Origin of the sequence: Stenotrophomonas sp. NRRL B-14846, assembly GCF_050473585.1 — a bacterium.
Classification (GTDB): domain Bacteria; phylum Pseudomonadota; class Gammaproteobacteria; order Xanthomonadales; family Xanthomonadaceae; genus Stenotrophomonas.
In genome coordinates, this window is sequence record NZ_JBFLUN010000022.1 from 963,577 (window position 1) to 986,254 (window position 22,678).

The 22,678-nt window shown below is 65.4% G+C and carries 43 protein-coding genes and 1 tRNA gene; 25 read left to right on the top strand and 19 right to left on the bottom strand.

The genetic code is table 11. From position 1 onward, the window contains the following. Window positions 1-225 precede the first annotated feature (225 nt). The 17 genes from AB1281_RS06690 to AB1281_RS06770 form a co-directional block, all read right to left on the bottom strand. Entirely contained in the window at window positions 226-402 is a 177-nt protein-coding gene (locus AB1281_RS06690) for a hypothetical protein (RefSeq protein WP_430345368.1), read from the bottom strand. After that, window positions 395-691, bottom strand: a complete 297-nt coding sequence (locus AB1281_RS06695) for a hypothetical protein (protein ID WP_430345369.1) — start codon at window positions 689-691, stop codon at window positions 395-397. Before AB1281_RS06695 ends, AB1281_RS06690 begins: the two co-directional genes overlap by 8 nt. Window positions 692-1,118: 427 nt before the next feature. Further along, window positions 1,119-1,403, bottom strand: a complete 285-nt coding sequence (locus AB1281_RS06700; RefSeq protein WP_430345370.1) for a hypothetical protein — start codon at window positions 1,401-1,403, stop codon at window positions 1,119-1,121. Window positions 1,404-1,405: 2 nt separating this feature from the next. Next, window positions 1,406-1,663: a hypothetical protein gene (locus AB1281_RS06705; protein ID WP_430345371.1), complete on the bottom strand. Its 258-nt coding sequence runs from the start codon at window positions 1,661-1,663 to the stop codon at window positions 1,406-1,408. Continuing rightward, the gene (locus AB1281_RS06710) at window positions 1,644-2,366 is read right to left on the bottom strand and encodes an HNH endonuclease (protein ID WP_430345372.1); all 723 of its coding nucleotides are present in this window, start codon (window positions 2,364-2,366) and stop codon (window positions 1,644-1,646) included. Before AB1281_RS06710 ends, AB1281_RS06705 begins: the two co-directional genes overlap by 20 nt. Before the next feature lie 3 nt (window positions 2,367-2,369). After that, window positions 2,370-3,086 carry a hypothetical protein gene (locus AB1281_RS06715; RefSeq protein WP_430345373.1) on the bottom strand — a complete coding sequence of 239 codons (717 nt, stop codon included), beginning with the start codon at window positions 3,084-3,086 and terminating at the stop codon, window positions 2,370-2,372. After that, window positions 3,083-3,334, bottom strand: a complete 252-nt coding sequence (locus tag AB1281_RS06720; protein WP_430345374.1) for a hypothetical protein — start codon at window positions 3,332-3,334, stop codon at window positions 3,083-3,085. The genes AB1281_RS06715 and AB1281_RS06720 overlap by 4 nt, the downstream gene beginning before the upstream one ends. Window positions 3,335-3,341: 7 nt before the next feature. Next, window positions 3,342-4,244 carry a recombination-associated protein RdgC gene (locus AB1281_RS06725; RefSeq protein ID WP_430345375.1) on the bottom strand — a complete coding sequence of 301 codons (903 nt, stop codon included), beginning with the start codon at window positions 4,242-4,244 and terminating at the stop codon, window positions 3,342-3,344. Beyond that, entirely contained in the window at window positions 4,244-4,402 is a 159-nt protein-coding gene (locus tag AB1281_RS06730) for a hypothetical protein (RefSeq protein ID WP_154344339.1), read from the bottom strand. The genes AB1281_RS06725 and AB1281_RS06730 overlap by 1 nt, the downstream gene beginning before the upstream one ends. After that, window positions 4,399-4,662 carry a hypothetical protein gene (locus tag AB1281_RS06735; RefSeq protein WP_053463345.1) on the bottom strand — a complete coding sequence of 88 codons (264 nt, stop codon included), beginning with the start codon at window positions 4,660-4,662 and terminating at the stop codon, window positions 4,399-4,401. The genes AB1281_RS06730 and AB1281_RS06735 overlap by 4 nt, the downstream gene beginning before the upstream one ends. Next, the gene (locus AB1281_RS06740) at window positions 4,659-4,907 is read right to left on the bottom strand and encodes a hypothetical protein (protein WP_430345376.1); all 249 of its coding nucleotides are present in this window, start codon (window positions 4,905-4,907) and stop codon (window positions 4,659-4,661) included. The genes AB1281_RS06735 and AB1281_RS06740 overlap by 4 nt, the downstream gene beginning before the upstream one ends. Then, window positions 4,904-5,032: a hypothetical protein gene (locus tag AB1281_RS06745; protein ID WP_430345377.1), complete on the bottom strand. Its 129-nt coding sequence runs from the start codon at window positions 5,030-5,032 to the stop codon at window positions 4,904-4,906. The genes AB1281_RS06740 and AB1281_RS06745 overlap by 4 nt, the downstream gene beginning before the upstream one ends. After that, window positions 5,029-5,442, bottom strand: coding sequence for a hypothetical protein (locus tag AB1281_RS06750; protein WP_430345378.1), 414 nt, complete (start codon window positions 5,440-5,442; stop codon window positions 5,029-5,031). Before AB1281_RS06750 ends, AB1281_RS06745 begins: the two co-directional genes overlap by 4 nt. Before the next feature lie 256 nt (window positions 5,443-5,698). Further along, window positions 5,699-5,917 (bottom strand): hypothetical protein, encoded by a 219-nt coding sequence (locus tag AB1281_RS06755; protein WP_430345379.1) that lies wholly within the window; start codon window positions 5,915-5,917, stop codon window positions 5,699-5,701. A 77-nt stretch (window positions 5,918-5,994) separates the two neighbouring features. Continuing rightward, window positions 5,995-6,414: a helix-turn-helix domain-containing protein gene (locus tag AB1281_RS06760; RefSeq protein ID WP_430345380.1), complete on the bottom strand. Its 420-nt coding sequence runs from the start codon at window positions 6,412-6,414 to the stop codon at window positions 5,995-5,997. After that, complete coding sequence (locus AB1281_RS06765) at window positions 6,414-6,902, bottom strand: hypothetical protein (protein WP_430345381.1); 489 nt, start codon at window positions 6,900-6,902, stop codon at window positions 6,414-6,416. Before AB1281_RS06765 ends, AB1281_RS06760 begins: the two co-directional genes overlap by 1 nt. 733 nt (window positions 6,903-7,635) lie before the next feature. Next, window positions 7,636-8,091 (bottom strand): helix-turn-helix domain-containing protein, encoded by a 456-nt coding sequence (locus tag AB1281_RS06770; protein ID WP_430345382.1) that lies wholly within the window; start codon window positions 8,089-8,091, stop codon window positions 7,636-7,638. Between AB1281_RS06770 and AB1281_RS06775 the strand changes: the two genes are divergently transcribed. Genes AB1281_RS06775 through AB1281_RS06785 form a run of 3 tightly spaced genes read left to right on the top strand, consistent with a single transcriptional unit; the run spans window position 8,090 to window position 9,379 of the window. Next, window positions 8,090-8,410 carry a hypothetical protein gene (locus AB1281_RS06775; RefSeq protein WP_430345383.1) on the top strand — a complete coding sequence of 107 codons (321 nt, stop codon included), beginning with the start codon at window positions 8,090-8,092 and terminating at the stop codon, window positions 8,408-8,410. The two genes, AB1281_RS06770 and AB1281_RS06775, sit on opposite strands and share 2 nt — an antisense overlap. After that, window positions 8,410-8,814 (top strand): hypothetical protein, encoded by a 405-nt coding sequence (locus AB1281_RS06780; RefSeq protein WP_430345384.1) that lies wholly within the window; start codon window positions 8,410-8,412, stop codon window positions 8,812-8,814. Before AB1281_RS06775 ends, AB1281_RS06780 begins: the two co-directional genes overlap by 1 nt. Further along, a complete protein-coding gene (locus AB1281_RS06785; RefSeq protein WP_430345385.1) occupies window positions 8,783-9,379 on the top strand; it encodes a hypothetical protein in 597 nt (198 codons plus the stop codon). Before AB1281_RS06780 ends, AB1281_RS06785 begins: the two co-directional genes overlap by 32 nt. 155 nt (window positions 9,380-9,534) lie before the next feature. Here the strand turns inward: AB1281_RS06785 and AB1281_RS06790 are convergent, their stop codons facing one another. Next, window positions 9,535-9,978: a hypothetical protein gene (locus tag AB1281_RS06790; protein WP_180859147.1), complete on the bottom strand. Its 444-nt coding sequence runs from the start codon at window positions 9,976-9,978 to the stop codon at window positions 9,535-9,537. Between the two features lie 60 nt (window positions 9,979-10,038). On the opposite strand from AB1281_RS06790, the gene AB1281_RS06795 reads away from it, so the two are divergent. Genes AB1281_RS06795 through AB1281_RS06830 form a run of 8 tightly spaced genes read left to right on the top strand, consistent with a single transcriptional unit; the run spans window position 10,039 to window position 15,212 of the window. After that, complete coding sequence (locus AB1281_RS06795; RefSeq protein ID WP_196239333.1) at window positions 10,039-10,563, top strand: hypothetical protein; 525 nt, start codon at window positions 10,039-10,041, stop codon at window positions 10,561-10,563. Between the two features lie 18 nt (window positions 10,564-10,581). Beyond that, window positions 10,582-11,628, top strand: a complete 1,047-nt coding sequence (locus AB1281_RS06800; protein WP_430345386.1) for a helix-turn-helix domain-containing protein — start codon at window positions 10,582-10,584, stop codon at window positions 11,626-11,628. Further along, window positions 11,621-12,175, top strand: a complete 555-nt coding sequence (locus tag AB1281_RS06805) for a hypothetical protein (protein ID WP_430345387.1) — start codon at window positions 11,621-11,623, stop codon at window positions 12,173-12,175. Before AB1281_RS06800 ends, AB1281_RS06805 begins: the two co-directional genes overlap by 8 nt. Continuing rightward, a complete protein-coding gene (locus AB1281_RS06810) occupies window positions 12,172-12,711 on the top strand; it encodes a hypothetical protein (protein ID WP_313415522.1) in 540 nt (179 codons plus the stop codon). The genes AB1281_RS06805 and AB1281_RS06810 overlap by 4 nt, the downstream gene beginning before the upstream one ends. Further along, window positions 12,708-13,139, top strand: a complete 432-nt coding sequence (locus AB1281_RS06815) for a DUF1064 domain-containing protein (protein ID WP_430345388.1) — start codon at window positions 12,708-12,710, stop codon at window positions 13,137-13,139. The genes AB1281_RS06810 and AB1281_RS06815 overlap by 4 nt, the downstream gene beginning before the upstream one ends. Continuing rightward, on the top strand, window positions 13,136-13,474 hold the full coding sequence (locus tag AB1281_RS06820; RefSeq protein WP_430345389.1) for a hypothetical protein: 339 nt from the start codon (window positions 13,136-13,138) through the stop codon (window positions 13,472-13,474). The genes AB1281_RS06815 and AB1281_RS06820 overlap by 4 nt, the downstream gene beginning before the upstream one ends. After that, a complete protein-coding gene (locus AB1281_RS06825; RefSeq protein ID WP_430345390.1) occupies window positions 13,471-14,298 on the top strand; it encodes a hypothetical protein in 828 nt (275 codons plus the stop codon). Before AB1281_RS06820 ends, AB1281_RS06825 begins: the two co-directional genes overlap by 4 nt. Next, window positions 14,295-15,212 (top strand): hypothetical protein, encoded by a 918-nt coding sequence (locus AB1281_RS06830; RefSeq protein WP_430345391.1) that lies wholly within the window; start codon window positions 14,295-14,297, stop codon window positions 15,210-15,212. The genes AB1281_RS06825 and AB1281_RS06830 overlap by 4 nt, the downstream gene beginning before the upstream one ends. Window positions 15,213-15,223: 11 nt before the next feature. Here AB1281_RS06830 and AB1281_RS06835 read toward each other — a convergent pair whose 3' ends face one another. Continuing rightward, the gene (locus AB1281_RS06835; RefSeq protein WP_430345392.1) at window positions 15,224-15,694 is read right to left on the bottom strand and encodes a hypothetical protein; all 471 of its coding nucleotides are present in this window, start codon (window positions 15,692-15,694) and stop codon (window positions 15,224-15,226) included. A 790-nt stretch (window positions 15,695-16,484) separates the two neighbouring features. Between AB1281_RS06835 and AB1281_RS06840 the strand changes: the two genes are divergently transcribed. The 14 genes from AB1281_RS06840 to AB1281_RS06905 all read left to right on the top strand — a co-directional run bounded on the left by AB1281_RS06840 (window position 16,485) and on the right by AB1281_RS06905 (window position 22,678). Further along, a tRNA-Met gene (locus AB1281_RS06840) sits at window positions 16,485-16,561 on the top strand. Window positions 16,562-16,756: 195 nt separating this feature from the next. Beyond that, on the top strand, window positions 16,757-16,948 hold the full coding sequence (locus AB1281_RS06845; protein WP_230548461.1) for a hypothetical protein: 192 nt from the start codon (window positions 16,757-16,759) through the stop codon (window positions 16,946-16,948). Next, window positions 16,941-17,483: a lysozyme gene (locus AB1281_RS06850; protein ID WP_430345393.1), complete on the top strand. Its 543-nt coding sequence runs from the start codon at window positions 16,941-16,943 to the stop codon at window positions 17,481-17,483. Before AB1281_RS06845 ends, AB1281_RS06850 begins: the two co-directional genes overlap by 8 nt. After that, window positions 17,480-17,854, top strand: a complete 375-nt coding sequence (locus tag AB1281_RS06855) for a hypothetical protein (protein ID WP_430345394.1) — start codon at window positions 17,480-17,482, stop codon at window positions 17,852-17,854. The genes AB1281_RS06850 and AB1281_RS06855 overlap by 4 nt, the downstream gene beginning before the upstream one ends. Then, complete coding sequence (locus AB1281_RS06860; protein ID WP_430345395.1) at window positions 17,851-18,180, top strand: hypothetical protein; 330 nt, start codon at window positions 17,851-17,853, stop codon at window positions 18,178-18,180. Before AB1281_RS06855 ends, AB1281_RS06860 begins: the two co-directional genes overlap by 4 nt. Window positions 18,181-18,184: 4 nt before the next feature. Then, window positions 18,185-18,481, top strand: a complete 297-nt coding sequence (locus AB1281_RS06865) for a hypothetical protein (protein ID WP_430345396.1) — start codon at window positions 18,185-18,187, stop codon at window positions 18,479-18,481. Between the two features lie 29 nt (window positions 18,482-18,510). After that, entirely contained in the window at window positions 18,511-18,795 is a 285-nt protein-coding gene (locus tag AB1281_RS06870) for a hypothetical protein (RefSeq protein WP_164166129.1), read from the top strand. After that, complete coding sequence (locus AB1281_RS06875; protein ID WP_430345397.1) at window positions 18,792-19,196, top strand: hypothetical protein; 405 nt, start codon at window positions 18,792-18,794, stop codon at window positions 19,194-19,196. The genes AB1281_RS06870 and AB1281_RS06875 overlap by 4 nt, the downstream gene beginning before the upstream one ends. Then, window positions 19,196-19,744, top strand: a complete 549-nt coding sequence (locus tag AB1281_RS06880) for a hypothetical protein (RefSeq protein ID WP_430345398.1) — start codon at window positions 19,196-19,198, stop codon at window positions 19,742-19,744. The genes AB1281_RS06875 and AB1281_RS06880 overlap by 1 nt, the downstream gene beginning before the upstream one ends. 4 nt (window positions 19,745-19,748) lie before the next feature. Beyond that, complete coding sequence (locus tag AB1281_RS06885) at window positions 19,749-20,276, top strand: hypothetical protein (protein ID WP_065195886.1); 528 nt, start codon at window positions 19,749-19,751, stop codon at window positions 20,274-20,276. 1 nt (window position 20,277) lies between these two features. Next, window positions 20,278-20,481: a hypothetical protein gene (locus AB1281_RS06890; protein WP_430345399.1), complete on the top strand. Its 204-nt coding sequence runs from the start codon at window positions 20,278-20,280 to the stop codon at window positions 20,479-20,481. Beyond that, a complete protein-coding gene (locus AB1281_RS06895; RefSeq protein ID WP_430345400.1) occupies window positions 20,481-21,578 on the top strand; it encodes a hypothetical protein in 1,098 nt (365 codons plus the stop codon). Before AB1281_RS06890 ends, AB1281_RS06895 begins: the two co-directional genes overlap by 1 nt. A gap of 2 nt (window positions 21,579-21,580) precedes the next feature. Continuing rightward, window positions 21,581-22,045, top strand: a complete 465-nt coding sequence (locus tag AB1281_RS06900) for a hypothetical protein (protein WP_430345401.1) — start codon at window positions 21,581-21,583, stop codon at window positions 22,043-22,045. 24 nt (window positions 22,046-22,069) lie between these two features. Further along, the gene (locus AB1281_RS06905; protein ID WP_430345402.1) at window positions 22,070-22,678 is read left to right on the top strand and encodes a terminase small subunit; all 609 of its coding nucleotides are present in this window, start codon (window positions 22,070-22,072) and stop codon (window positions 22,676-22,678) included.

A 22,678-nucleotide genomic window follows, 5' to 3' on the forward strand; every position in this document is an offset into this window, starting at 1 on the left:
GGCATGAGGACTGGAGCTTCAAGATCAGAGGGCGAGACGTAACCGTCCGGGTTGCTCTGGATGGTCCAGGGCACGGGACGCTTACAGGATTCCATTTGGTCTACGGCCCGAGCCAACTTGGACTGCAGGTTCCGGTGACCTCGCCGAAGGACGCTCAAGACAAGGTCGAGGCGCTGCTGAGCGAACTGATGGGGGCGGGCTGGTACTGAGGTGGTGAGCAGCTGGTCAGCCATGGGGCTTCTCCTTCGCGACCGCGATCATGTGCGTGGACCCCATGATCTGGACGTTCTTGACGTACCGGTCGCCGGCACAGATCACCGCATAGTCGTTGACGAGGAACCGCTCCTGCAGGACTTCGCCTGTAGCCGGGTCAGTGATGGTCACCTTGATGGGGTCAGCCATGTTCGGCCTCCTGCGGTAGCAACTTCTGCTGCCGCACGTGCTCGATCACCGTCTGCCCGCTGGAAAGCAGGATGTGCGACAGGAACGCGGCCTCGAAGGTCAGCATGCCGATCTCGATTGCCGTTACCTGGCCTTTCACCCAGTCGCGCAGGATCGAGTAGACGGCGCAGCCGCCGATCTTGAGCGCCTTGGCTTCGTGTTCGGCTCGAGTGGCCCGGATCCGGGGGCCGTAAGGGTGCTCGCGCAACCAGGCGGCTGCGTAGCCGCGCGCGCTGGCCTTGAGCTGCACCTGCCGGCCTGGCGCGGAAGAACTCGAACATGTCGTGGAGGCGGTTGAAAACGGCAGTGCCCATGTCGCCGGAGATCGCCAGGTGCCCGGGCCAGGTCACGATGTCGAAGCCGTAGCAGTAGGTGCCAGAGCGCCGGAACTGTAGGTTGCGATGCACGCCGTCGTCGACCACGATCCGCAGCTCGTGGCTGGCCGTATCGGCGAGGAAACGGGGGAGGACGTCACTGCGGTTCATGGGTATCTCCGGACTGTGAGGGCGAGGGCTGGGCTGCCTTCAGGGCGGTTTGCCAAGCAGGTATCGGGCTGTCGTCTACGCTGAGCAGCTGCAGCAGGCCGGGCCGATGGCCAGGTGCGATGCGGCCGCCGGAGCGCAGCACCTGGAGCACCTGCGACTTTTTCGTGAGCGGATTTTGGCGAGGGCTGGTGCTCATACCTTCCAGCCCTCGTGCTTCGCGGCAAGGCGGTGCAGGGCTGCTTCCTCAAGGCCCAGCGCGCGTGCGAGCTTGGTCACCTGCCACGGTTGCAGCGCCCTTTTTCCGCGGGTCTTTGACAGCCGTTGGCGCAGCGAATCCGGCTTCATTCCCACCAGCGGCGCAAGGCGAGTAAGGGTAGTCCCGCAGTCCCAGGCTCGTAGCTTGATTGCCCCGGCCAGGGTTCCTGGGTCGTACCGGTGTTGGCGCGGCTTGCGGGGCGGCATGCCTTTCACGGTCATGGTCAGCGCCTCTGGCCGGGCGGCAACGTGGGGAGCTGCTGTGGTTCGGAAACTGCCGCCGTCAGGTTTCCGGTTTCATGGGCCAACCGGATCGCGTCGAGCTCGACCTTCACCGCGCCGATGTAGGTGGAGGCTACGATGGTCGACGCCTTGGCGCGCTCGATGACCTGGCTCATCTTCTCGGTGCTCAGGTTGTCGTCACCCAACAGTTCGAGCATGGCGACCAGGTGATCGCGGACGTCACTGACCTTGTTCTTCATCTGCTTGCTCCTTCGTTCGCCGCCTGAGCCGGCGAGTGATTCGCGCCTTCAGGTGGACTAGTTCTTTCAGTTCCGGCGGGAACCGGTTGTGGTAGCTGTTGCGCCGCATGTTCTCGGCGAGGGTCACGGTCTCGAGGCGATCAGCAGTGATCTCGGCGGCGACCAGCGTCTTCAGGCCTGGCCGGAACACCACGATGTGTCCCTCCGGTACCGGGCCGTTTGCTGCCTCCCAGACCATCACGTGCACCGGGCGCCAGCGTCGGGTCGGGAAGATGGCTGGATCGTCGGTGACCTTGCGCATCAGCACCTTTCGTTTCGGATCGACCTTCTCGGTCCCGATCGGCACGTAGTTGCTCGCCTCGCTGGCCGGCCGCCCCTTCTTGAACTGGGTTTCTCGCATGCGGCCGGCGTACCAGCCAGGTCGGCGCAGCCCCTTGTTCGGTGCCACGTAGCCGGGCTTGAAGCGCGCCGCGATCGATCCTGGTTCCTGTGTCCCGTTCCATAGCGACGCCAGTGGCTGTGTGTGGAAGTCGTCTGCCTTCTGCAGGCCAAGCGCCGCTGCCCGTCGATACACCGCGGTCTTTGGCCTTTTCAGCACATGGGCGATCAGGAAGGCGGGGAACCGCGGCCAGTTCAGCCGCAGCGTTTCGTCCTCGTCGGCGGTCCAGGGCCGACGCGCGTTGGGGTGTGACTTCCGCGACATGGCTCACGGATTCCATTCCGAGCGCTTCGGTGCGTGGATCTGCTGCTGCGCGCGCTGCCGAACGGCTTCCTTCCGGAAATACTCGCGGTGCTCGATCTTCTGACCGCGGACGCGGAAGCCCCAGCTGTAGGCGCGCGGCGGCAGCGTCAGCACCAGCGTCCAGGTACCTTCGGCCTGCAGGTCCTCGGCCAGCGCAATGCGATGCCAGCCCTCAGCACGGCGGAACAGCAGCTGGCCAGCGCCATACCAGGTCGACGAGTAGGGTTCCTCGGCGATCGCCGAGGGCACCGCGTCCGGTACCGCCGGCAGCGGCCCGTCGAAGGGGCGATGCTCGAAGTACCCGCCGCGCAGGATCAGGCTGAAGAAGGACCAGGGGTGGTCGTGAAAGACGCCGCCGTGGTCGCTGCAGCGGATGTGGTGCAGACGCAGGGCCAACCAGGGCCGGGGCTGGCCACGGTCGTCGACGCCGGCGCGGCCGATACGCAGCAGCCAGAAGCGGTCCATGTACGGCGTGCCATCGGCGTTGACCAGGTGGAAGTAGGGCGTGCGGGTGCCGCGCTGGATCAGTGCAGTGGCAACGCGGTCCAGCACGCGGCGGCCCATGGTGTGCGGCGGCGCCTGCAGATCCATGTAGCTGCCGCAGCGGCCGCACGATTCCATATCCGGCCAGTCGCGCGCGCAGCCGAACAGGGCGCAGAGGAAGGCGCGCACGCGGCTCACAGCTGCTCGCCATGGTAGGTCGCGACGAGGCCGCTGGCTGCGGTCAACGTGCCGGCCTCGATCTGGCGCAGGCGGCGGGCACGTTCAGCCCGGCCACCGCCGGGCGGTGCCCAGATGGTGCGGTGACGGGGCGACATGCGGCGCAAGGGCGGCGCCGACGCGGCACGATGCGGCTGGGGCTGGCTCAGCAAGTTGGCCAAGAGCATGTTGAGGAAGGGGCGGCCGCTGGTCACAGGGATCGGGTACATGGAGACCTCATGCGTAGGTGGTGAGGCGGAAGTGCTCGCGGACCAGGTCGTAGAGCCGGCCGACTTCGGCGATCTGCAGGGCGAACCGGGCATCGAACTCGGCGCGCCTGCCGTCTTCGTCGCCGTGCTGCAGCTGCTCCACTGCGCCGTCCAGGAAGCGGAGCTTTCGGACGATCAGGTCGTCACCGAGGACGAAGGAGAGGTGGTCGTCCAGCACCAGGGCGAGCTTGGTCACCTGCTTGCCGGTCTCCAGGTGCAGGTCGACCTCGTCGCAGCGCAGTTCGTGGTGCTGGCAGCGAACGATTGCGCCGCCCTCAACCGGATCGCGCAGCTCGCATTCCTCGCCCAGGCTGAGGCCGTCGGGCAGGGCTTCACCGGCAACCCAACCGGTCAGAATCGCCCGCGGCGAAACCTCGGCATTCAAGGGCAGGGCGGGGAAGCTGCCGACCACGTTGCGCAGCTGGCTCATGGCGGCCTCGCCGGTCTTACGGCTGCTGGTGTCGACGAACACAACGCCGCGCTGGTGGTCCAGGTAGAGATCCGTGCGGGAGGGGCGGACGAAGGCACGAGGCAGCAGCTCGTGCAGCAGGTCGTCCTTGATGCGCTTCCGTTCGCGGCCGCCGGGGCGGCGCCCGTCGCGTTCCTCGATCTCCAGCAGCTTGAGCTCGAGCAGGTTGCTCACCACCGCTGGCGGCAGGATCTTCTCTTCGGCGCCGATGGCCATCCACACGCAGCGGCCGATCTCGTGCGACAGCAGCTCCTTCTCTTCGCGGCCGAACGGCGAAATGAAGCCGGCGGAGCACATTTCCAGCAGGCCGACCGGCTTCAGGGCGCGCGCCTGCAGGCCGTCCTGCCAGTCGAACATCTGCAGCTGCGGGTAGGTGAACATCGTGAGGTTGCGGAAGAACATCAGGTGTCTCCGGTCTGTTCAGAAGTGACGCTGCTGCCTTCGGGCAGCTCGGAAAGGCCCAGGGTGTAGAGCGCGTCGTCGATCGCGGCCTGCTCGGCTTCTGCGATGACGCTGTGCGGTCCAGCCACGCCCGGGATGTGGACGTGGAAGAGCCTCATGGTCGGCAGGCCTCGGCGATGCGCTGGAACTTGCGCGCCCAGGTGGCCAGGTCCGGCTTCATCCCCGCGCTCCAGGCGATCTGGAAAATCGTGCCGAAGCGGATCCGCAGCGCGCGCCACTGGTCCGGCGGTGCAATCGACACCGCGCGCTGGTAGCGCTGCACGCGCGCCGCGGGGGTGATCGCCGGCGGCATGCGGTCCAGGTCGTGCTGCAGGATCGCGTCGACGCCGTGCCCCAGCAGGTGCAGGTCTGCCGTCATGACATGGCCCTCCCGTGCACCACCCAGAACAGCTCGACCAACGCCCGCGGGACTGAGGGCATTGCCCGCGTCTCATAGAACGCGGCTTCGATGATCTGTTCGAAGGTGCGGCCATCTGGCGCGCGCGCAGCCTCGCCGTCGACCTTCAACAGGTTCGTGAGGTATGCCTTGCTGTTCGGCCCCAGGTTCTCGACCAGGTCGTCGAGGTCGATCTCGGCGTCGATCGTCATGTTCACGATGGTCATGACAGCACCGCCCGGGATCCGAGGGTTGCGAACACGCCCAGCACGAAGCCGGCGGCGGTGCCGATGGCCAGCACGCGCCGGAACAGCGCACTGGTGGCTTCGGCGATGATCTCTTCCGTCTTCATGCGGCCTCCGATTCGGTGATATGCCGTTCGACCCACGCGCGCATGCGCGTCCATCGCTGCTCCGGCGTTTCGTTGTCCCATCGCCACTCGCCGTCGTTCTCGTGAACGATCTCCGCTGCCATTGCTTCGGCGATGCCGAACGCATTGCTCACGGCCTCGCGGTCGTCGGGGTCGAGGCCGGCCATGTCCAAGCCGCGCTTGGCGCCAATAACTCCCAGCGCGCAGTGGCAGCCGGAGCTGTCCTGCAGCTGTTCGGCAATCAGTCGCTTGTCTGGCATTGCGTCGAGTGCGTCTCGCAGTTCGACCAGAAACTGCTGTCCGCGCCTGCCCCGCAGCGCGGAAGCGACCGCGCCGCGCCAGCAAATCAGCGGCCAGGTGTCGCAGTCGTCGCTGTACCCGCTGCGGCTCATGCGGCACCGCCTTGGACGCGGGCAAGGACCCGCTGGCAGCGAGGGCAGGACACCAGATGCTGCTCGCATACGGTCCAACCCACGGACCGGCGACCAGGCTGTGCACCGCACAGTGCCTTGCCAGTGGCTTCGGCAAAACCACCATGCTGGCGCACCTGGGCGGCGGGGATCGCGTGCAGCTTGGTGCCTTGGCCGCGCTCGAGGCCATTCGCACATCCGCCGGCCAGCTTGGCCGCCAGCACTTCAGCGGGCGCGTTCATGCGGCACCGCCGTTGGCATGCTCAGCGAGGAAGGCCTGGATCTTCGGGGCGAGGGCGTCCGGCAGATCGAAGGCGGCCGAGCCAAGCCACAGAGCGGCAGGGGTCTCGGTGTCAGCATCGGGGGTAACTACGCGCGGCAATTTGCCGGGATGGGTACAGGCGAAGGCGATGTTTCGGAGCGTCTTGTTCTTGCCGACGAAGGTGTAGAGCGACATGCGCCAGGAGCTGTCACTATCCCGGGTGAGGCGAAGGTTCGCGCCGAAGCACTTGGCAGTGAAGTCGACTGGGGCGGTCACGCGGCACCCCCTTGGGGCATCACGAAGCGGTAGCCGCGCAGGCGGATGGTCTCGATGGCGTGCTTGTGGCCAGCGGCAGCGAGCTTGCGGCGCACGCGCGACACCAGCACCTGCAGGACGTTGGACTCCCGCGACGGCGGCTTGCTGCCCGGGTACATCGCCGCGTGCAGTGCGTCGACGTCCACCAGGCGATCCGGGGCCGCGACCAAGACCTGCATCACCACGGCCTCGGTGCGGCTGAGCTTGATGCTGCTGCCGGCGATCAGCAGGCGCTGCCCCATGATTACGGGCGCGGTATGGCTGGCAGCCTCGCCGCAGCTGCTGCAGAGATCCTTGTCGATCCAGGAGCAGCCGCCGCGGCAGGCCTGCAGCTCGGTGCAGCCGCAGATGCGGCAGCGGCGTTCGGTGAAGGCCATCAGTGCACCTCCACGAAAGCCAGGTCATAGATGACGCACCGCGCCCGGGCCACCACTGGGGAGGTGGCTTCCGTCGACAGGGGGACGACGGTATTGGCCCGGGCGCAGGCGTCGGGGGAAACGGAATAGGTACCGGCGACAACCGCGTCGACGGCGTCGAGCGCGAGCTGCCAGCGATGGGGGGAGAAGTCCTTGGCCAGCGCGGCGGAGACGCCGGCGGCACAGTCCGGCACGCGGCCGGCATCGTTGAAGCCGTTGAGCACTGCCTGCGCGATGGTGGTGCGCAGGCCCCAGTCGTTCTCGTTGGCCAGGGTGTAGACCTCCAGCGCCGCGCAGATGCGCGGGCTGGTGATCACCAGCGCAGCTGGTGCCCGGACGGTCTGGCCGGGTTCGTCTGTGGAAGGGGACGAAGTGGAGAAGGTGGCGCCAATGCCGGTGGCAGTGGCGATGCCAAGTGCCAGGTACAGCGACGAAGACAGTGCAGACATGTGCTCAACCATCCGTGCTTGGGATGGTGAGCAAAATATTGCGCAGAACTTAACGTGTCAAGCAAAAGTTTGCTTATCGCTATCTCGTGGCCACAGATTGGTCTCTGGCCGCTTCCATTAGCTGGTAGTCATCCAGGCGGCGCCCCTGGACTAGGGCCTCGTCGAAGGCACGGCCTTGGGCCTCCTTCCACGCCTTAAAGGAGGCCTCGCTCGAGGTGATCCTGCTGTTTTCTGGGACGGCCAAGAACATTCGCTGACGCGTTTCCCGCACCACATCCTGCGAGGCAGGGGAGGGCAATGTCATGCCGAGCTTCCGCGCCAGTTCGCGGTCCGTTGCGCCGAAGGCACCAAAGGGAACGTCGCGCGCGAACGGGTTGCCTACGACAGGCGTCATGACCGGCTGTCGGCGCGTTGCCTCAGCGGGCTCTCGAGCTGCGGCAGTCTGACGATTGCACTGGGCTAATGCGACTTTGACCCCCGTGTCCGATCCGGCAGCGCCGGCAGCGGGGATGGCGCACTCTAGGAAGCCACGCCTCCGGGGCTCAGGCTGGCTCTCGTAAAGTTCTCGGCAGAAGCTGAGGTTGACCCGTGCCCCTTCATTGCTCTTCGCGGCAACGGAGTATCGACTGATGCAGTCGGCCGATGAAGATCCTGTTGGGGCCGAGCAAGCGCTCAAGGCCAGCGCCATTGCGGGAACCAGGGAGAGGGTTCGCACGGGTGACCTCCATGTGGACTACCCGGTTTTTCGTGAAGGAACGCCAGGGATCTCGGCGTACCTGACTTCGGCATCGGCGACCCGATCGATGTTCGCACGCGCAGAGGCAGGGGCCTTGATGTAGTTGTCGATAAGTCGCGCCAATTCAGGCGACTGCAGGACCTCAAGGGGGACCTGGTCGAGAAGCAGCATCCAGACCGGCACTCCATAAGCGTCGGCTATGCCATCCACGGTCCGCAGTGTCGGGCTGGTCTCGTGGGTCGTGCCGTAGGTCACCACGTTCCCGACGCTACGCTGAGCGAGGCCGGCGCGCTTGGCCACTTTCGCCTGCGTGTCCGCGGCCGCTTCCATCAGGCGGCGGACATTGTCGGCGAGGGTGCGGGAGGAATCATTAGCCACCTGAGCAGGATATTGATCAGGTTCGGCAAAGTATTGCTTTTCATCTGAGCAAAAGTTTGCTACAAAACTGCTCATGGACGCCGATACCCTCTTGCATCAAACCGTGGTGCGCCTGCGTGCGCATGAAGGGAAGTACGCCGAGATCGCCCGGCAGAACCCGGACATCGGCTATTCGTGGCTGACGAAGCTGGCGCACGGGCAGATCACGAACCCGACGATCGCCAGCCTGCAGCAGCTGATCGAGGCGCTGAACGCCTTCGAAGGCCTGGAGCGGGGCGGCCTGGCCGAAGTGGTGGCGCAGGCCGAGCCGGTTATGGATCCGGTTATGGAACTGCGCGCCGAACCGTGCGGCGACGTGGACGCCGGTCGCATCGTGCCGCTGGAGACAGCGTGATGGCCTGGTATCTGGCTGACCCCCTCAATCCACGGGTCCGGGTTCGCAACTGGCTGAACAAAGAAACCGCAGCCGAGATCGCCATCGCCAAGCGCCGCACAGAAGCTCTCATCACCGGGATCCGCGCCCAATCGCGGGAAGAGGCGGAGAGGGCTGCCCGGGTGATGCAGGACATCGCTGCCGGGCAGCAGCGCTTTGACGAGGCGCTTGCCGCTGCGCGCGACTGCGCTACCGCTGAAGCAATGCTTGCGGGGCAACTTCGAGAGCTACTTGCTCGAAAGCGGCAGCGTACCGAGGTGTCGTGCCCGTCCCCAGAGCCCCGTCCTGACGCCAGCGCAGCTCCAGTGCGGCCTGAGCGCGATCCCGGGTCCGTTGATCGCTCGCTTCCAGGAGAAGAGGGATGACGGTTTCCATCGCCGCGGCACGCCCGCGCGCGCCGTCCAAGAGGGAGACAAGCCGCTCGATCACATTTGCGTGGTCGGCTTGGATCCGCTCCAGGTCGTGGATCCGAATATTCAGCGCCTCGCGCTGCCTTTCCTGTTCTCCCAGCAGTTCGTGCAGCTGGTCTATGCGGACGTCAGCTGGCAATGCCATGGCGCTTCTCCGGTTAGTGGCTGGTGGTGTGGAAATCCCAGCCTACCAGCCGGAGGGCGCCGCCTCTTGGAGGAAATGCTGATGGCCCGTCGACACCTCAGCAATCCTCGCGAAGGGGAGGGCCAAGGCCACGGGCGCGAGATCCGCGAGCTTCGCGCGCTGCGCAACCAAGTCCGGGACCTGCAGCGGCAGGTTGACGACCTCACGGCTTGGCGTGCCCTGCCGGAAACCTCGGCCAGGAAGGCCGCGGCGACATTGGCGGCGATTGAGGCACCCAGCACCCGACCGGTGACGAAAGTCCGGCCGGCCGGACTATTCGCGCGTGCCGCTTCGGCATTGCGCGCGCTGTTTGCGCAGGGAGGTCGCAATGAATAGCGGGCATCAGAAGCGCGGTCGGGCAAGCCCACTGCCACCCACCACGCCTACCGTCATGACTGCAGCGCTTCAGCGCATTGGTGCGCTGGAGCGCCAAGTGCGCGCGCTGCGGGAATCCGCAGCGCGCGGCACCGTCGAAAAACGGGATCAGCCGATTACATGCCCATGCCAGGAGACTGGTCCTCATCTTCCCGGTCGCGCGCTGCTTGGGCCTCACGCCGCTGAACCTCATGGGCAGCCCGTTGGCGCTGCAATTCCACCGCCGCGTTCTGACGGGTCCGCTCCCGATCGTCCTTCGCCGCTTGAACCTTCTTCTCGACATCCTCAAGTCGCGCAATCACCCGGTCGAGGGCAGCGCGCTTGCTGGCAGCGACGTTTTTTGTCCGCGCTGTTTGGATGGTCGCCTGAACGTAGGAAAGGAGAACCGATGGTTCGTGATGACTGCCAATAAGCAGCTGAACGAGGGTCTCCGTCGCCATCAGCTCGTTTTCGAGCGCAGCGATTTTATCGTCGTACTTCGCAAGGCGTTGCTCAAGCTCACTAGGGGTCATGCCTTTCTCCTTGGTTGGTAACGCAAAGCGATTCTGCCATTCGTTCATGAATTTGTCCGCGCGTAAATTGCACCCCTCGCGCGGATCCTCCAACACCCGAGGACTCCCATGCCCTGGATCGATGAAACTTGGCTGCAGGACGCACTGGCGGCCCTGAAGGCCACGTGCGATGTCGACGCACACACCCGCAACGCGATGATCCAGTTCCTGCTGGACAACGGCTTCTGGGACCAGGAGAAGCTGAAGGACTGGACCAGTGCGGTTGCCAAGTTCAACAGCTGCCTCAACCCGAACAAGGCCGAGTTCTTCAAGATCGGCGAGCTGTGGGCGCTGATGCGCCGCTTCGGCCGCCACCAGCTCTTCCTGGCCATGGCCGCGGATCTCGGCTATGAGGTCCGCCCGATCCCCACCGAGCATCGCCGGCAGGAGCTGCTGCAGCAGTTGGTCGACGTCCAGGCGCAGTGTGCAGCTGCCGTGGAGCGCGCCGCCGGCCAGCTGGAACGCCTCAACACGCCCGCGCCGGAGCCGCGCCCAGGTGCCATCCATGGACAGGGTCGCGCACAGTTCAGCAGCCCCAACGAATGGAGCGCGCCTGGCCGGGCAAACGCCGTCGTCATGGTGGGCTGCCCGTAACGGGGATAGGCCTGCGTAATGAGCAACGAAATCACGAAGCTCTGCTGGCCACTGCAGATGCCGCCGCCCGCAAAGGCGGTGCTGATGGCGATCGCGTGGCACGCAGACGACTTCGGCACGGCCTTCCCGGGCTTCACCACGCTGATCGAGAAGACCTGCCTGAGCAAGACAGCGCTGCTCAGCGCGATCGCGTGGCTTGAAGACAACCACGTGTTGACCATTCGGCGCGGCGGCAGCGACGCCGGCGGCACGAAGTACAGCAACCGGTACAGCCTCAACCTCAGCCGACTGGACAAGAACGCGTTCGCGTCGAAGCCGCGGCGTGCATCCAAACCGGTGCGCCAGACGGACCGGTCCGAGAGCGCTGAAGGAACTGACCAGTCCGCCACGCACACCGGTCCGGATGCCGAACCGGTCCGCGACACGGACGGGTCAGTAGAGACTGGAGGCGCCGACCGGTTCGCGAGAAACACCGGTACGCAAGAACGACCGGTGCGTCTCGCGGACTCGACCGGTACGTCTGGCGGACCTGACCGGTCCGTCTCGCGTACTCAACCGGTCCGCGAGACGGACCCTAAAGGTCATGAAAGATCAGTAAAGGTCATTGAATCGTCAAACGCGCAGGCGCGCGACGACGACGCGGTGGTGCCACAGCTCAGCGCCGACGAGGTCAATCGCGAGCTGATGGGCATCCCGCGATTGCCGCCGGGTCTGGACCCGCAAGTCCTGGCCCGGTTCGTGCGGCACCGCCGCGTGCTGGGGAAACCGATGACGATCAGCAGCTGGTTGGAGCTGCAGCCGCGATTCCGCCAGCTCACGGCCGACGGCCACGACCTCAACCGCTCCCTGCGCCAGACGATGGCTGCAGGCCTGGCACTGCCCGTAACACCGAAACCCGAGGGGACCGACCATGCCAACAATTCAGGCTCTGCTGCCGAACGAGTCCGACGTCGCGCAGAGGCAGACGAGCTCCGTGACGCCGCTGCAGAGGCAGACGCCGCCGCCGGCACAGCAGACGCCCTTGACGGCCCGGGCTACCCGCACGCTGTGGGTGCGCATGGCTGAGATCTACGGCTATCGATGGACCAGCGCCTACGGCGAGGATCCCAGCGGCGGCGCTGCCGCGACCTGGGCGAAAGGGCTTGCCGGTCTCACCGGGGAGCAGCTGGCAGCGGGCCTGGGCTCGAGCATCGCCTCGGCCGACCCGTGGCCACCGACCCTGCCGGAATTCCGGCTGCGCTGCCTGGGTGTGCCGAGCTTCGCCGGTGTCCGCAACGACACCGGCCGCCGGGACGGCTTCACGCGCCTGGTGTGGCAGTACCTGGACGGCCATCGCTACCGCACATCGAGTGCCGACAAGAGCGATCGCCTGTTGCGGGAGGCCTACGACCAGGCGCGCGAATACGTGATGCGCGGCGGGAAGCTACCGGAAGAGCCGGTGGCGGTCCTGGGCCAGGCCGCTGTGGCCACGCCGGTACCGGCCAGCCCTGAAGCACTCCGCCGTGCTGAGCGCGAGATCGCGGAGATCTTCGGCAAGGGACCTGCAGAGCCAGGCAACGACGACCATCCGCCGGCGACGGGCAAGATGGCAGCGGCAGGGCTGGATCGATGATCGACCAAGAGCAACTGCGCAGCTACCACCGGTCGCAGGTGCTGTATGCCCTGCAGGAGGCCAGCGAACCGATGACGGCCTCCGAAGTACACGAGGGCATGACGACCTTGGCGCTGGCCATGGGCCACCCTCGGGAATGCGCGGCGATCACCCCAGCTGCTGTGGCCGGGATTCTGCGCGGCATGCTCGGCGAGCAACTGGTCACCCAAGGGGACGACAGGGCAAATCGCCGTTACGGGCGTGCCGAGCCGACCTGGTCGATCGCTGCTGGCCGGGCGCGGGTCTTGCAGCCGTCGGCCCCGGGCAGGAGCACGGCCGCGATGGATGCCGCGTCACCGATGGCGGGGCAGGGCACCCAGCTTCGCCAGATCACCATTGATCAGCGCCTGGCATTCCTGCAGGCCGAGTGCGCCGCGCTGCTGGCGGATGTGACAAAGGAACATGCGGCGTTCGAGCTTCGGGTTCGAAACCAGCTGGAGGCGTTCGAAGCGCGCGCTGCACGGTTGCTCGGTCTACCGCAGGACGGTGGCCAATGAGCAACCGTGGCCTCCGCTACAACCGCATCGAGGACATGCCGCAGGGCATGCAGCAGCTGTTGCACAAGGCTGGCCAGGCTGCACCTGCGCGTGGGCCAGCCGAGCACCAGGTGCGTGCACCGGTGGAGAAGCGGCCGAAGTACGGCAATGTGATCACCACGGTGGACGGGATCCGCTTCGACTCGAAGCGCGAGGCCCGCTACTACGAGCAGCTGAAACTGCGCCAGCAGGCCGGCGAGGTGCACTTCTGGCTGCGCCAGGTACCGATCCACCTACCCGGCGGCACCAAGTACGTCCTGGACTTCCTGGTGTTCCTGCGCGACGGGCATGTCGACTTCGTGGACGTGAAGGGCCGGGAGACGAAGGAATTTCGCATCAAGAAGCGCGAAGTCGAGCACCACTACCCGATCAAGGTTTTGCTGGCATGAGCGGCTGGAGATCCAGTGGCCGCGTAGGCGGTACCGGCGTCGACCTCAGTGCGGTGGCCACCACCGACCTGCTGCGGGAGATCGAACGGCGCTGCTCGGCGGGCGGACCGCCCAAGGTCGACCGCCCTGCGAAGGACCGGCCTTTCGCGACCAAGGCGCTCTGGGCCGAGGACAAGGTCAACCAGGCACGTGCCCGGCTTGCCGAGCTCCGCGCGCTGCCGGTACCGACCTGCGAGGCCGAGCGCGCCGCCCGCTTCGCCCAGGACTCGCAACTGGTCGCCGACGTCGTCAAGTACGACGGCATGGCCAAGGCATTCAAGAGGAAGGGCCAATGAAACCTGCGGAGCTGAAGGCGCGGTTCCCGACCGAAGCTGCCCTGTGCACGTGCCTGATCGACTGCCTGACCGCGGCTGACGGCTGGGAGATCTACCCCGAGACGGCCGGCTTCGACATCCTCGCTGTGTGGAAGGCGACCGGGCACCAGCTCGGCATCGAGGCGAAGCTGCAGCTCAACGCCAAGGTGGCCGACCAGATCCTGCCGGCGCACTGGAGCAACGCCGACCAGCGGGGCCCGGACTTCAGGGCTGTGCTGGTTCCCTGTACGACGGCAGCAAACTACGGCATTGCGCGCATGCTCGATGCGCTGGGTGTGCAGGTCCTGGTGCCGGACAGCTGCATCGGTCGGTGGAAGACAGAGCCCGGGCAGCAGATCCAGCGAGAGGTGCATCGGCATGGCCTGCACCAGGCCGCCCCATGGGACCGCGCATCCGGCGATCTCCGCGAGTGGGGGCCCACGGCATGGTTCGACTGGAACCCCACCAAGCGCTGTGAGCTGCCTGAGTTTGTGCCGAAAGTGGCCGCAGGTGTACCGGCGCCGCTGCAGTTGACGCCCTGGAAGGTCGGCGCGCTGAAGGTGCTGGCCGATCTCGAGCTCGATGGCTTCACGACCGCGAAGGGTGTTAGAGCCCATGGCGTTGATCCGCGCCGCTTCTGTGCGACCGACGGATGGCTGAAGCAACTGGGCGACGGGAAATGGGCCCGTGGAACCCTCCCTGCTTTCGAGGACCAGCACCCCGAGGCCTATGCCCAGGTGCTGGCCCAGGCGCGCGCCGCGCGCGCTGCAGCGGAGCCTAAGAAGACCCTGGAACAGACGCCATGAACGAAGCTGTAGTCGGTACCACCGCGCTCGCTGCCGCGCGCGAGCTCGAAGTGGCATTCCTCGAGGGGAAGAAGATCCCATCCTGCGCCAACTGCAACGGCAAGGCGAAGGTGTGCTGGCCTGGCCGGGAGTCGCAGCTCGTACAGTTCCAGTGCCGGCACTGCGGGCCGCGTGGAGCCATCTTCGACAGCAGCGCGCCAGTCCAGTGCGGCCGCTGTGGTACCACCCCGACTGGCCTTTTCCAGCGTGGCGCACAGATCCAGTGCTGCAGCTGCGGTGCATCCTCAGCCGTGTTCGTTGGCCAAGATCCCGCCGGGGCTCTGGCGGCGGCGCTGGATGCCTGGTGCCGCCGTGCACCAGTTCTTCCGTCGCAGGCGGACGACAGTACAGGCCAGCGGCGCCGTGGCGCAGCCCCGGATGGATTCGACGACGAGGGCAAGGGCGACGTCCTGGAGCTGTTGTCACGCCTGCTGGTTGGCGGGAGCTACCGCATGCCCGTCGAGGGGCGCAGCACCTTGGCACCGCTGGGTAGTAGCGACATCGCCGGCGCGGTCGGCTACATGCGCAATCCGCTGGAGAAGCACACCGCGCTCGCCGTAGCGACCAGGATGGGCCCCTCCGCGATCGCACAGCTCTCCCTCGCTGCCTACCGGCAGGTGGCCAAGGACGTGCGCGCAATGCGACCGCGGCCGCTGGACCTTGGCAAGCCCGCCGATCGCTGGCGCCTTCGTCTCGTGATCTACGACGCAGCCCACGAGCTGGTGTGGCCGGAGCGGCGCCAGCCGTTCGCCGGCCTGGCCAAGTCAGCCAAGATGCGCAAGCTCAACTACATCAAGGCCCACAAGTGCGCTAGCGCTGTCCTCCAGGAAGCGTTACATGGCGGCAGGTCGGGATTCCGACGCGCGATGTGGTAAACGGCCATACTTCAATGGTTGAGCTGCAAATGTGGTCCGACGATCTTTGGTAGAGCTATGGCGGCATTCGACGCCGCCGCAATTGCGTCGACATGTGCTTCAGACAGCAGTTTCGTATCCGGCCGATCCTTTTTCCAATCGCGCGCCGCGTTCTTTTCTGCGGCCAGTCTCTGGAAGGGCACGCATACCTCAGCATGCAATCTCTTGGTAACCTTCTCACCGAACAGCCATTTCGCCTCGACTACGAGCCGTTCCATTTGATCGACGGCACCTGTGCGGCCGTCAGTGATGCTGTTCATCGACTGGATCAAGCCGGTGTAGAGCCTGTAGCGCCTGTCAAAGAGGTCGGCCTTCAACTTGTTTCGCGCGGTAAGCCATTGTCGGAGTGCGATTACGCCAATGGCTGCGGCGACTGCAACCTGCCCGATAGCCGTGAACAACTGGATCTGCAGCTCGGTCATTCCCAGAACGGTCTCACTCACTGCGGCGCCCTCCCTATATTGGCCGGCATTATCACATTTGTTAAGGTTTGTTAGGGGCGGTATCGTTGATCGCTCTACTCATGGAATGAACCTGTGAACTACAGCACACTGGATTTCAGAGTGACCCCAGTCGAAGTCGTCATCAAGCATGCCGCGAACGCGCTGTACCTCGCAGCACATCGTGAGCGAGCCCTAGCACAGCTTGCGCTAGCTAAACCGAGTCCCGGGCCTCTGACGGCTGCTCAGCACGAGGAGAATGTTGCGGAGAAGGCGTGGGTGGCACTGCTGAATTCCGAAGATGACTTCAAAATTCTGCATGATTGCAAGCGCCAGCTTCTCAATCACTCCGCTTGGGCGAGCGTCCCCGTTGCAGGAGGGCAGAGAGTGTGGACTACGAGAGGTAGGACCGTTGTTGCAGCGATTGAGCGGCTGCAGGCTGCGTTCTCGGAGGTGCAGGAGGCTGCGAGGTCTTTGCCTGGCAGCTCCGATTCAGAGCGTGCGAATCGCCTCGCGATCCTTAGCGAATTTAGCCACGACGTTGAAGTTCGGATGGTTACGGAACTTCATATGCTGCAAAAGATTTAGTGGCGAGGTCCCGAGATTGTTAATCTAGATGACCTCAGTTGTTCCTCATGAGGAAGATTTCTTCCTCATGAGGAACCGCAGTTGCCTCGGGAACCGAAAGTAGGTTTGAATTCCTACAGTGGGCGTTCTTATGGGCGCCTCAATTCAAAGGCCGTTGATTGACCAGGACGTGGGAGTCCGCTGGTCGATCAGCGGCCTTCTTGTTTGCGGGGTAGAGCAGTCCGGCAGCTCGCGTGGCTCATAACCACGAGGTCGGTGGTTCGAATCCACCTCCCGCTACCAAACGGCCGGTAGTCATGGCCACCACTCAAGCCAGCACATAGGCCGTCGTGAGACGCGCCGCTGGTGTCCGCGCGACCTTGCAACCGCGGTAGTGGTGGGCCATGCCGGCCTCCTTTCATTGGGGGAACCGCGGTGAGCATCAAAGAGCAGATCACAACGGACCTGGCGGTCGCAGGTTCGAAGATCGGAGCGGTTGTGAGCGTCACCGCCGCGACGTACTCGCCGGGCTACACCCTGAGTGACTGGGCCCTGATCGGCACGATCATCTTCACCACGGTCCAGACGTTCACCGTCATGGTGAAGAACTGGGGCGACTGGTCTGCCTGGTGGACCGCACGCATGGGCAACGCCAAGCGATTCTGGGCGTGGATCCGCCGCCGTGGCTGACACCAAGCTCAGCACCAAGCAACGCGTCGGCTTCGCCGCCGCGCCGCTGGCGTTGATCGGAGCGCTCGTCGCTGCCCTGGGCACGAACGACTCGGCGCACGAAGGGCGCCGCTACACGCCGTACTACGACTCGGCCGGCATCCTGACTGTGTGTGCCGGCATCACGGGCCCGGCGGTGGTGAAGGGCAAGCGCTACACCGACGACGAGTGCACCAGGCTGGAGACGGCCTACGTGCGCACCATGCTCGGACACATGGGGCAGTGCGTTCGTGGGGAGTTCGAATTCCACGAGATCAAGGCCTGGGGCCACTTCGCCTACAACATCGGTACCCCGGCCTTCTGCGCCAGCACCGCGGCGAAGCGGCTCAACGCTGGCGAGCGCCAGGCTGCATGCACCGAGATGTGGAAGTGGCGGTACGTCACGATCGGCGGCGCCAAGCGTGACTGCGCGCTGCCGCAGTGGAGCTCGAAGTGCGGCGGCATCATCGATCGCCGGCAGTGGGAAATGGCCACCTGCCAAGGCCGCCTGCAGTGATCACCAGGTCGGAGATCAGTGCCTGGTGGGCTGCCTGGAAGTGGGTTGCCATCCTGGCCGGCCTGCTGAGCCTGTCGCTCTGGCTCAACGTCAGGCAGTACGGCGATCGACGTGAGGCTGCAGCTGCAGCTCGCGCCGCGACCCTCGAAGACACGCTGGAGGTGACGGCCGGGATCGCACGCCAGGCTCAGACCGACAGCGCCCAGCTGTTGCAGCGGCTCGAGGCGATCGCTGCACGCGGTGAGCGAACCCGAACCATCTATCGAACAGCAGCTGCAGCGCAGCCGCTGCCAGCCAACTGCGCCCCGGGTCAGGCCCGGGTCGACGCTATCAACCAGGCCCTCGGGCCTACCAGCAGGACCGCGAAGTGACCCAGAAGCCCTCGATCGGACGGATCGTCCACTACACCCTGAGCGACACCGACGCGCTGCGCATCAATGCGCGCCGTGCCGATGGCCCGGCCATCCAGGAGCGCCTGCTCGACAACACCTGGCCGGTGGGTGCCCAGGCGCACGTCGGCAACAGGGCCGCGGCCGGCGACGTGCTGCCTGCCCTGGTTGTGGCTGTCCAACCGAACGGCCAGGTCAACGCCCAAGTGTTCCTGGACGGCAACGACGTGCTGTGGGTCACCAGCCGCGACGAGGCCAGCGAAGAATCTGGCAGCCATCCCGGCCGCTGGCAGTGGCCGCAGCGCTGAGGCCATGAGGCTGCGCCAGGCTATCCCGATCGCGGCACTGGTGCTGCTGGCCGGCTGCACGCAGCACCTGCAGCGTGTGCCGGCCCAATGCGACGCGATGTGCTTCCGCCCTTGCGTCGACGCCGGCGAAGACACCGGCGTGCGCGTGACGGCCGATCCTGCCGCCGCGGACGCCTGGGACAACATCGGCGGGGACGTGGTCGGCCAGCTGGCCGACAAGCTCCGCACCTGCGACGTGCGACGGAAGGCCTGCGAGCAGTGCCTGCGCCGGCTCGACGCCACGAACGTAATCCAGCTTTGAGCGCCATCCCGGCGCCATAGGAGAGCAGCATGTCGAACCAGCAAGCCGGCGCAACCCCACTGGCGGGTCCGCAGACCCCCCTCGAATCGGCCGTGAAGGACCTGGCGTGCACGCAGGTGGACCTGCAGCTCGCTGTCGAGCAGCTGGCGCGGCGTCTTGCGCCAGTGCTGGCGGCAAGCAAGCCGGACGCGGCACCGTCGACGGGCCGGGCACTCGGTGCCTCGCCGTTGCTCGAAGACCTCTTCCAGCGGCGGGACGCTGCGGCGGCCACCCTGGACATCATCAACGAGCTGCACGCTCAGCTGACCCTGTGAGCCGGACGCCCGCCAGCTTCAGCCTCACGGTCGTGCGCGGCGCGACGTGGGAGGACGACTTCACCTACACCAACCCGGATGGGAGCCCGTTCGATCTGACGGGTTACCAGGCCCGGATGCAGGTGCGGACGCTGGCGGGCCAGTTCGGGCTTACCGAGGCAGACACGCTGGTCATGGAGCTCAGTACCGCGGACGGTTCGCTGGTCATCGCCGATCCGTTGGACGGAATGGTCTCGATCACCGTGCCAGCGGTGGCCACCGAGGTGCTGAACCCGGCGAACGCACGCAAGGTGAAGCACTGCTACAGCCTGGAGCTGTTCAAGCCGGCAGGCGCGGATCCGGAGTACGTGATCCCGCTGGTGGCCGGCAAGCTCACTGTCCAGGGCGAGACGACACGCTGATGCCTGTGATTCGAGCCAGCGAGGGCGCGGCCCGCGTGATCGTGGTCGAGCGCCGCGGTGCCGTCGCCATCCGCGATCCCCGCACGCCGATCGTCGCGACCGCCCGGCCGACTCAGGTCGAGGCAATCCAGGCAGACACGCGGACGGTCGAGGTTGCAGCGCGCGGCGCGCAGGGCCCGGCGGGTCCGGCCGGTCGAGACGGTACCTCGCCAGAAGCGACGTACCCGGTCGGTGAGCCGATCCATGGTCACCGCGTGGTCCGCCTGGACAGCGGAAAGGCCTATCACCCGGACACGGCGGTGCTGGAACACGCGCAGGCCTGCATCGGCATCGCACTGCAGTCGGCCAACACCGGCGAGGTCGCGGTGCGACTGGCCGGCACCATCGAGGAAGCCAGCTGGAACTGGCGCGACGGCGCGGTGTGGTGCGGCGTCGACGGCGCGCTGACCCAGGCCCCGGGCACAGCCGGGTGGCTGTTGTGCGTTGGCCGTGCACTCAACGCCACCACCCTGATGATCGACTTCGACTCACCCATCGCGCGGATCTGAACCCATGGCCGACAAGACCCTGCAGCTCAAGAACAACATCACCACCGAGGTCGAAGGCGTCACCGCGTCAGCCGGCGCCGCTGACGCCGGCAAGATCGCGGCCCTCGGCCCGGATGGACGCTTCGACGACTCGCTGCTGCCGGCCGGCATTGGCGCCGACACCAAGATCTACCCGGCCAGCGAAGTGCTGGCCGCCGGCGACTACGTGAACATATGGGACGACGCCGGCACGGCCAAGGTGCGCAAGGCCGATGCCAGCGCTGCGAACGCAGGCAAGCGCGCCCATGGTTTCGTGCGCGCCGGCGTCGGCACCATAGGCAGCGACGCGACCGTGTACTTCGAAGGGCCGAACAGCTCGCTTTCCGGTCTGTCGCCCGGGGCGACCTACGTGCTGAGCCACACCACACCGGGTGGTGTTGTGCCGCTGGCATCGGGCACCACCACCGCCGGCCACATCCTGCAGATCCTGGGCGTGGCTACCGACGTGGGCGAGATCAACGCCGAGATTGGCAATCCGGTGGTGCGGGCCTGACATGGCAGCGCGCCGCCCGCTTGTCCTCGATGAGAGCAACCGCACCAGGGAGCTGCCCGCCGGTGACATCTTGGTCGGTGTTCCGCTGCAGGTCGCGATCGGGCTCCGGGCTGGCGGGGTGTTCAACATCGCGCTGACCTCGACGTACGCGATGACGATCGGCCTGCGGGCGGGCGGCGTGTTCAACGTGCAGGCGACCACCTGATGGCTACCCGCACTCCATTGATCCTCAACCAGAGCACCGCTCGCGTCGAAGAGCTGGCCGCTGCCGATACGATCCCCGGCGCGATGATCGAAGCTTTCGCCGGCAAGAACGCCATCATCAATGGTGGCTTCGGTATCTGGCAGCGCGGAACTTCGTTCAATTCTTCTGGCACTACTGGGTCGCGCTATACGGCTGACCGTTGGAGCATCAACGGCGGTGGCGGCGGGAATATCTCAATTGCCGCGAACGCCCTAGCGGTCGGCGATTACGATCAAGTTGCCAATCTGGACAAGGCGCTGCCGAAAATTACCGTTAGTAGCGATAGCTCCGCATCCCATTTCGCTGTGCTGGAACAGCGTATTGAGAACGCAAATACCTTTTCCGGGCAGACCGTAACGGTTTCGTTCCGAGCATTCATTCCTGCTGGTGGCACTCGCTACATTGCAATCGAAATGCAGCAGGACTTTCGTGGAACTTCAGTTAGCGCTATCGGTTCCAAGAAATATCAGTTGCTGCCGGGCTGGTCGACCATTACGCACACCGTCACGCTGCCAAGCACTGTCGGCAAGACTATGGAGCTGGGCCACAATCTCACGCTGTCGCTATGGATCAGCGCTGGTAGCAGCTGGAATGCTCGAAGCGACAATCTGGGCGCGCAGCCTGCGGGTGATCTCTACATCACGGACGTGCAGGTTGAACTCGGTAGCACGCGAACCGCGTTTGAGGTGCGCCATCCCGCCATAGAACTGGAACTGTGCCAGCGATACTACGAAAAGTCGTACAACCTCAGCGCGACTCCGGGTAATCCACTGGATCGATCAGGTGAAATGACGTTCTTCATGTACGGCGTTAACTCTGCGGCGTACTCCTGCGGCCACACCATCTACTTCCGTGTCCGCAAGCGGTCCACTCCGGCTATCACTCTTTACAGCACACAGACGGGTGTCGCAGGTAAGGCGTACTCCGCAGCACCTTCCCAAGACGTTGGCGCGAATATTGAAACTGTCAGCTCTGCTGGCGCCTTTATTTCGATGGGGCCAGTAACGACCAACAACATTAATCTGCATTATCACTTCACAGCAGATGCTGAGATCTGAAAATGTACCGGCTCACGAAGAATCCTGACATCATTCGTTGCGTCGACACAGGCGCAGACATTCCACGCGGCCACTATCTGTGGCCGACCGAGTGGCTGGAGTCGAACACGCCGCTCCCGGTACCGCCACCCTACGAGCTGCATTCGCCCGAGCACTACCGCGCGATTCGCGCAGCGGCGTGGCAGTGGATGACCGAGTTCGTGCAGGAGCGCCGCTACGACACGATCGAGAGTTGTTGCAGCTACTACGGCAGCACGGTCACTCGATACCGGCTCGAAGCCCGCGCAATGGTCGCGTGGCGCGACGCTGTGAATCAGGCGCTGGAGGCGCTGGTGGTCAACCCTCCGCCCAGCATCGAGTCCTGGGAGCAGGTGCGACTACTGCTACCCCAACCGTCCCAGTTCAACTGGCCGTCCAGCGTCGAACTCCCGCTCGGGGTAGGTGACGGCCCCGCAGTGCAACTTTGATCCAATCTGAGAGGAAGCCAGCCAGTGGCCGGAAAGATTGACCCGGCGACGGGCCTGCAGGACCAGCAACGACGGTTCGCGGACGAGTACCTGGTCGACTTCAATGGTACGGCCGCCTACATACGCGCCGGCTACAAGGCCACCGGCGCCGCGGCCAGCGCTGCCGCGGCGAGGCTGCTGGCCAATTCCAAGGTGCAGACCTACCTGGCCAGCAGGAAGGAAGAGCTGCTGCTGTCGCAGCGGGTCGACCAGGAAGCGGTGCTGGCCCGCTTGGCGTTCATGGCCCTGGGTGACATCCGCACCCTATTCGACCAGCACGGCAACCTGAAGCCGATGAGCGAGCTCACAGTGGAAGAGGCCAGCCTCGTTCAGGGCGTGGAGGTGTTCGAAGAGTGGGAGGGGCGAGGCGACGAGCGCCGCGCGGTCGGTTTGACCAAGAAGATCAAACTGGTCAGCCGGCTTGATGCGGTGAAGACCTTGGGCACGCACTTCGGCATGTTCGCCAAGAAGGTCGAGCACACCGGCAAGAACGGTGGCCCGATCGAGAGCCAGACGCGCATCCTGGGCGATGTGATGGATCTCATCGACGGGTCCGACACCGGCCCCGGGCCTGCGACATCGCGGGGCAAGTAA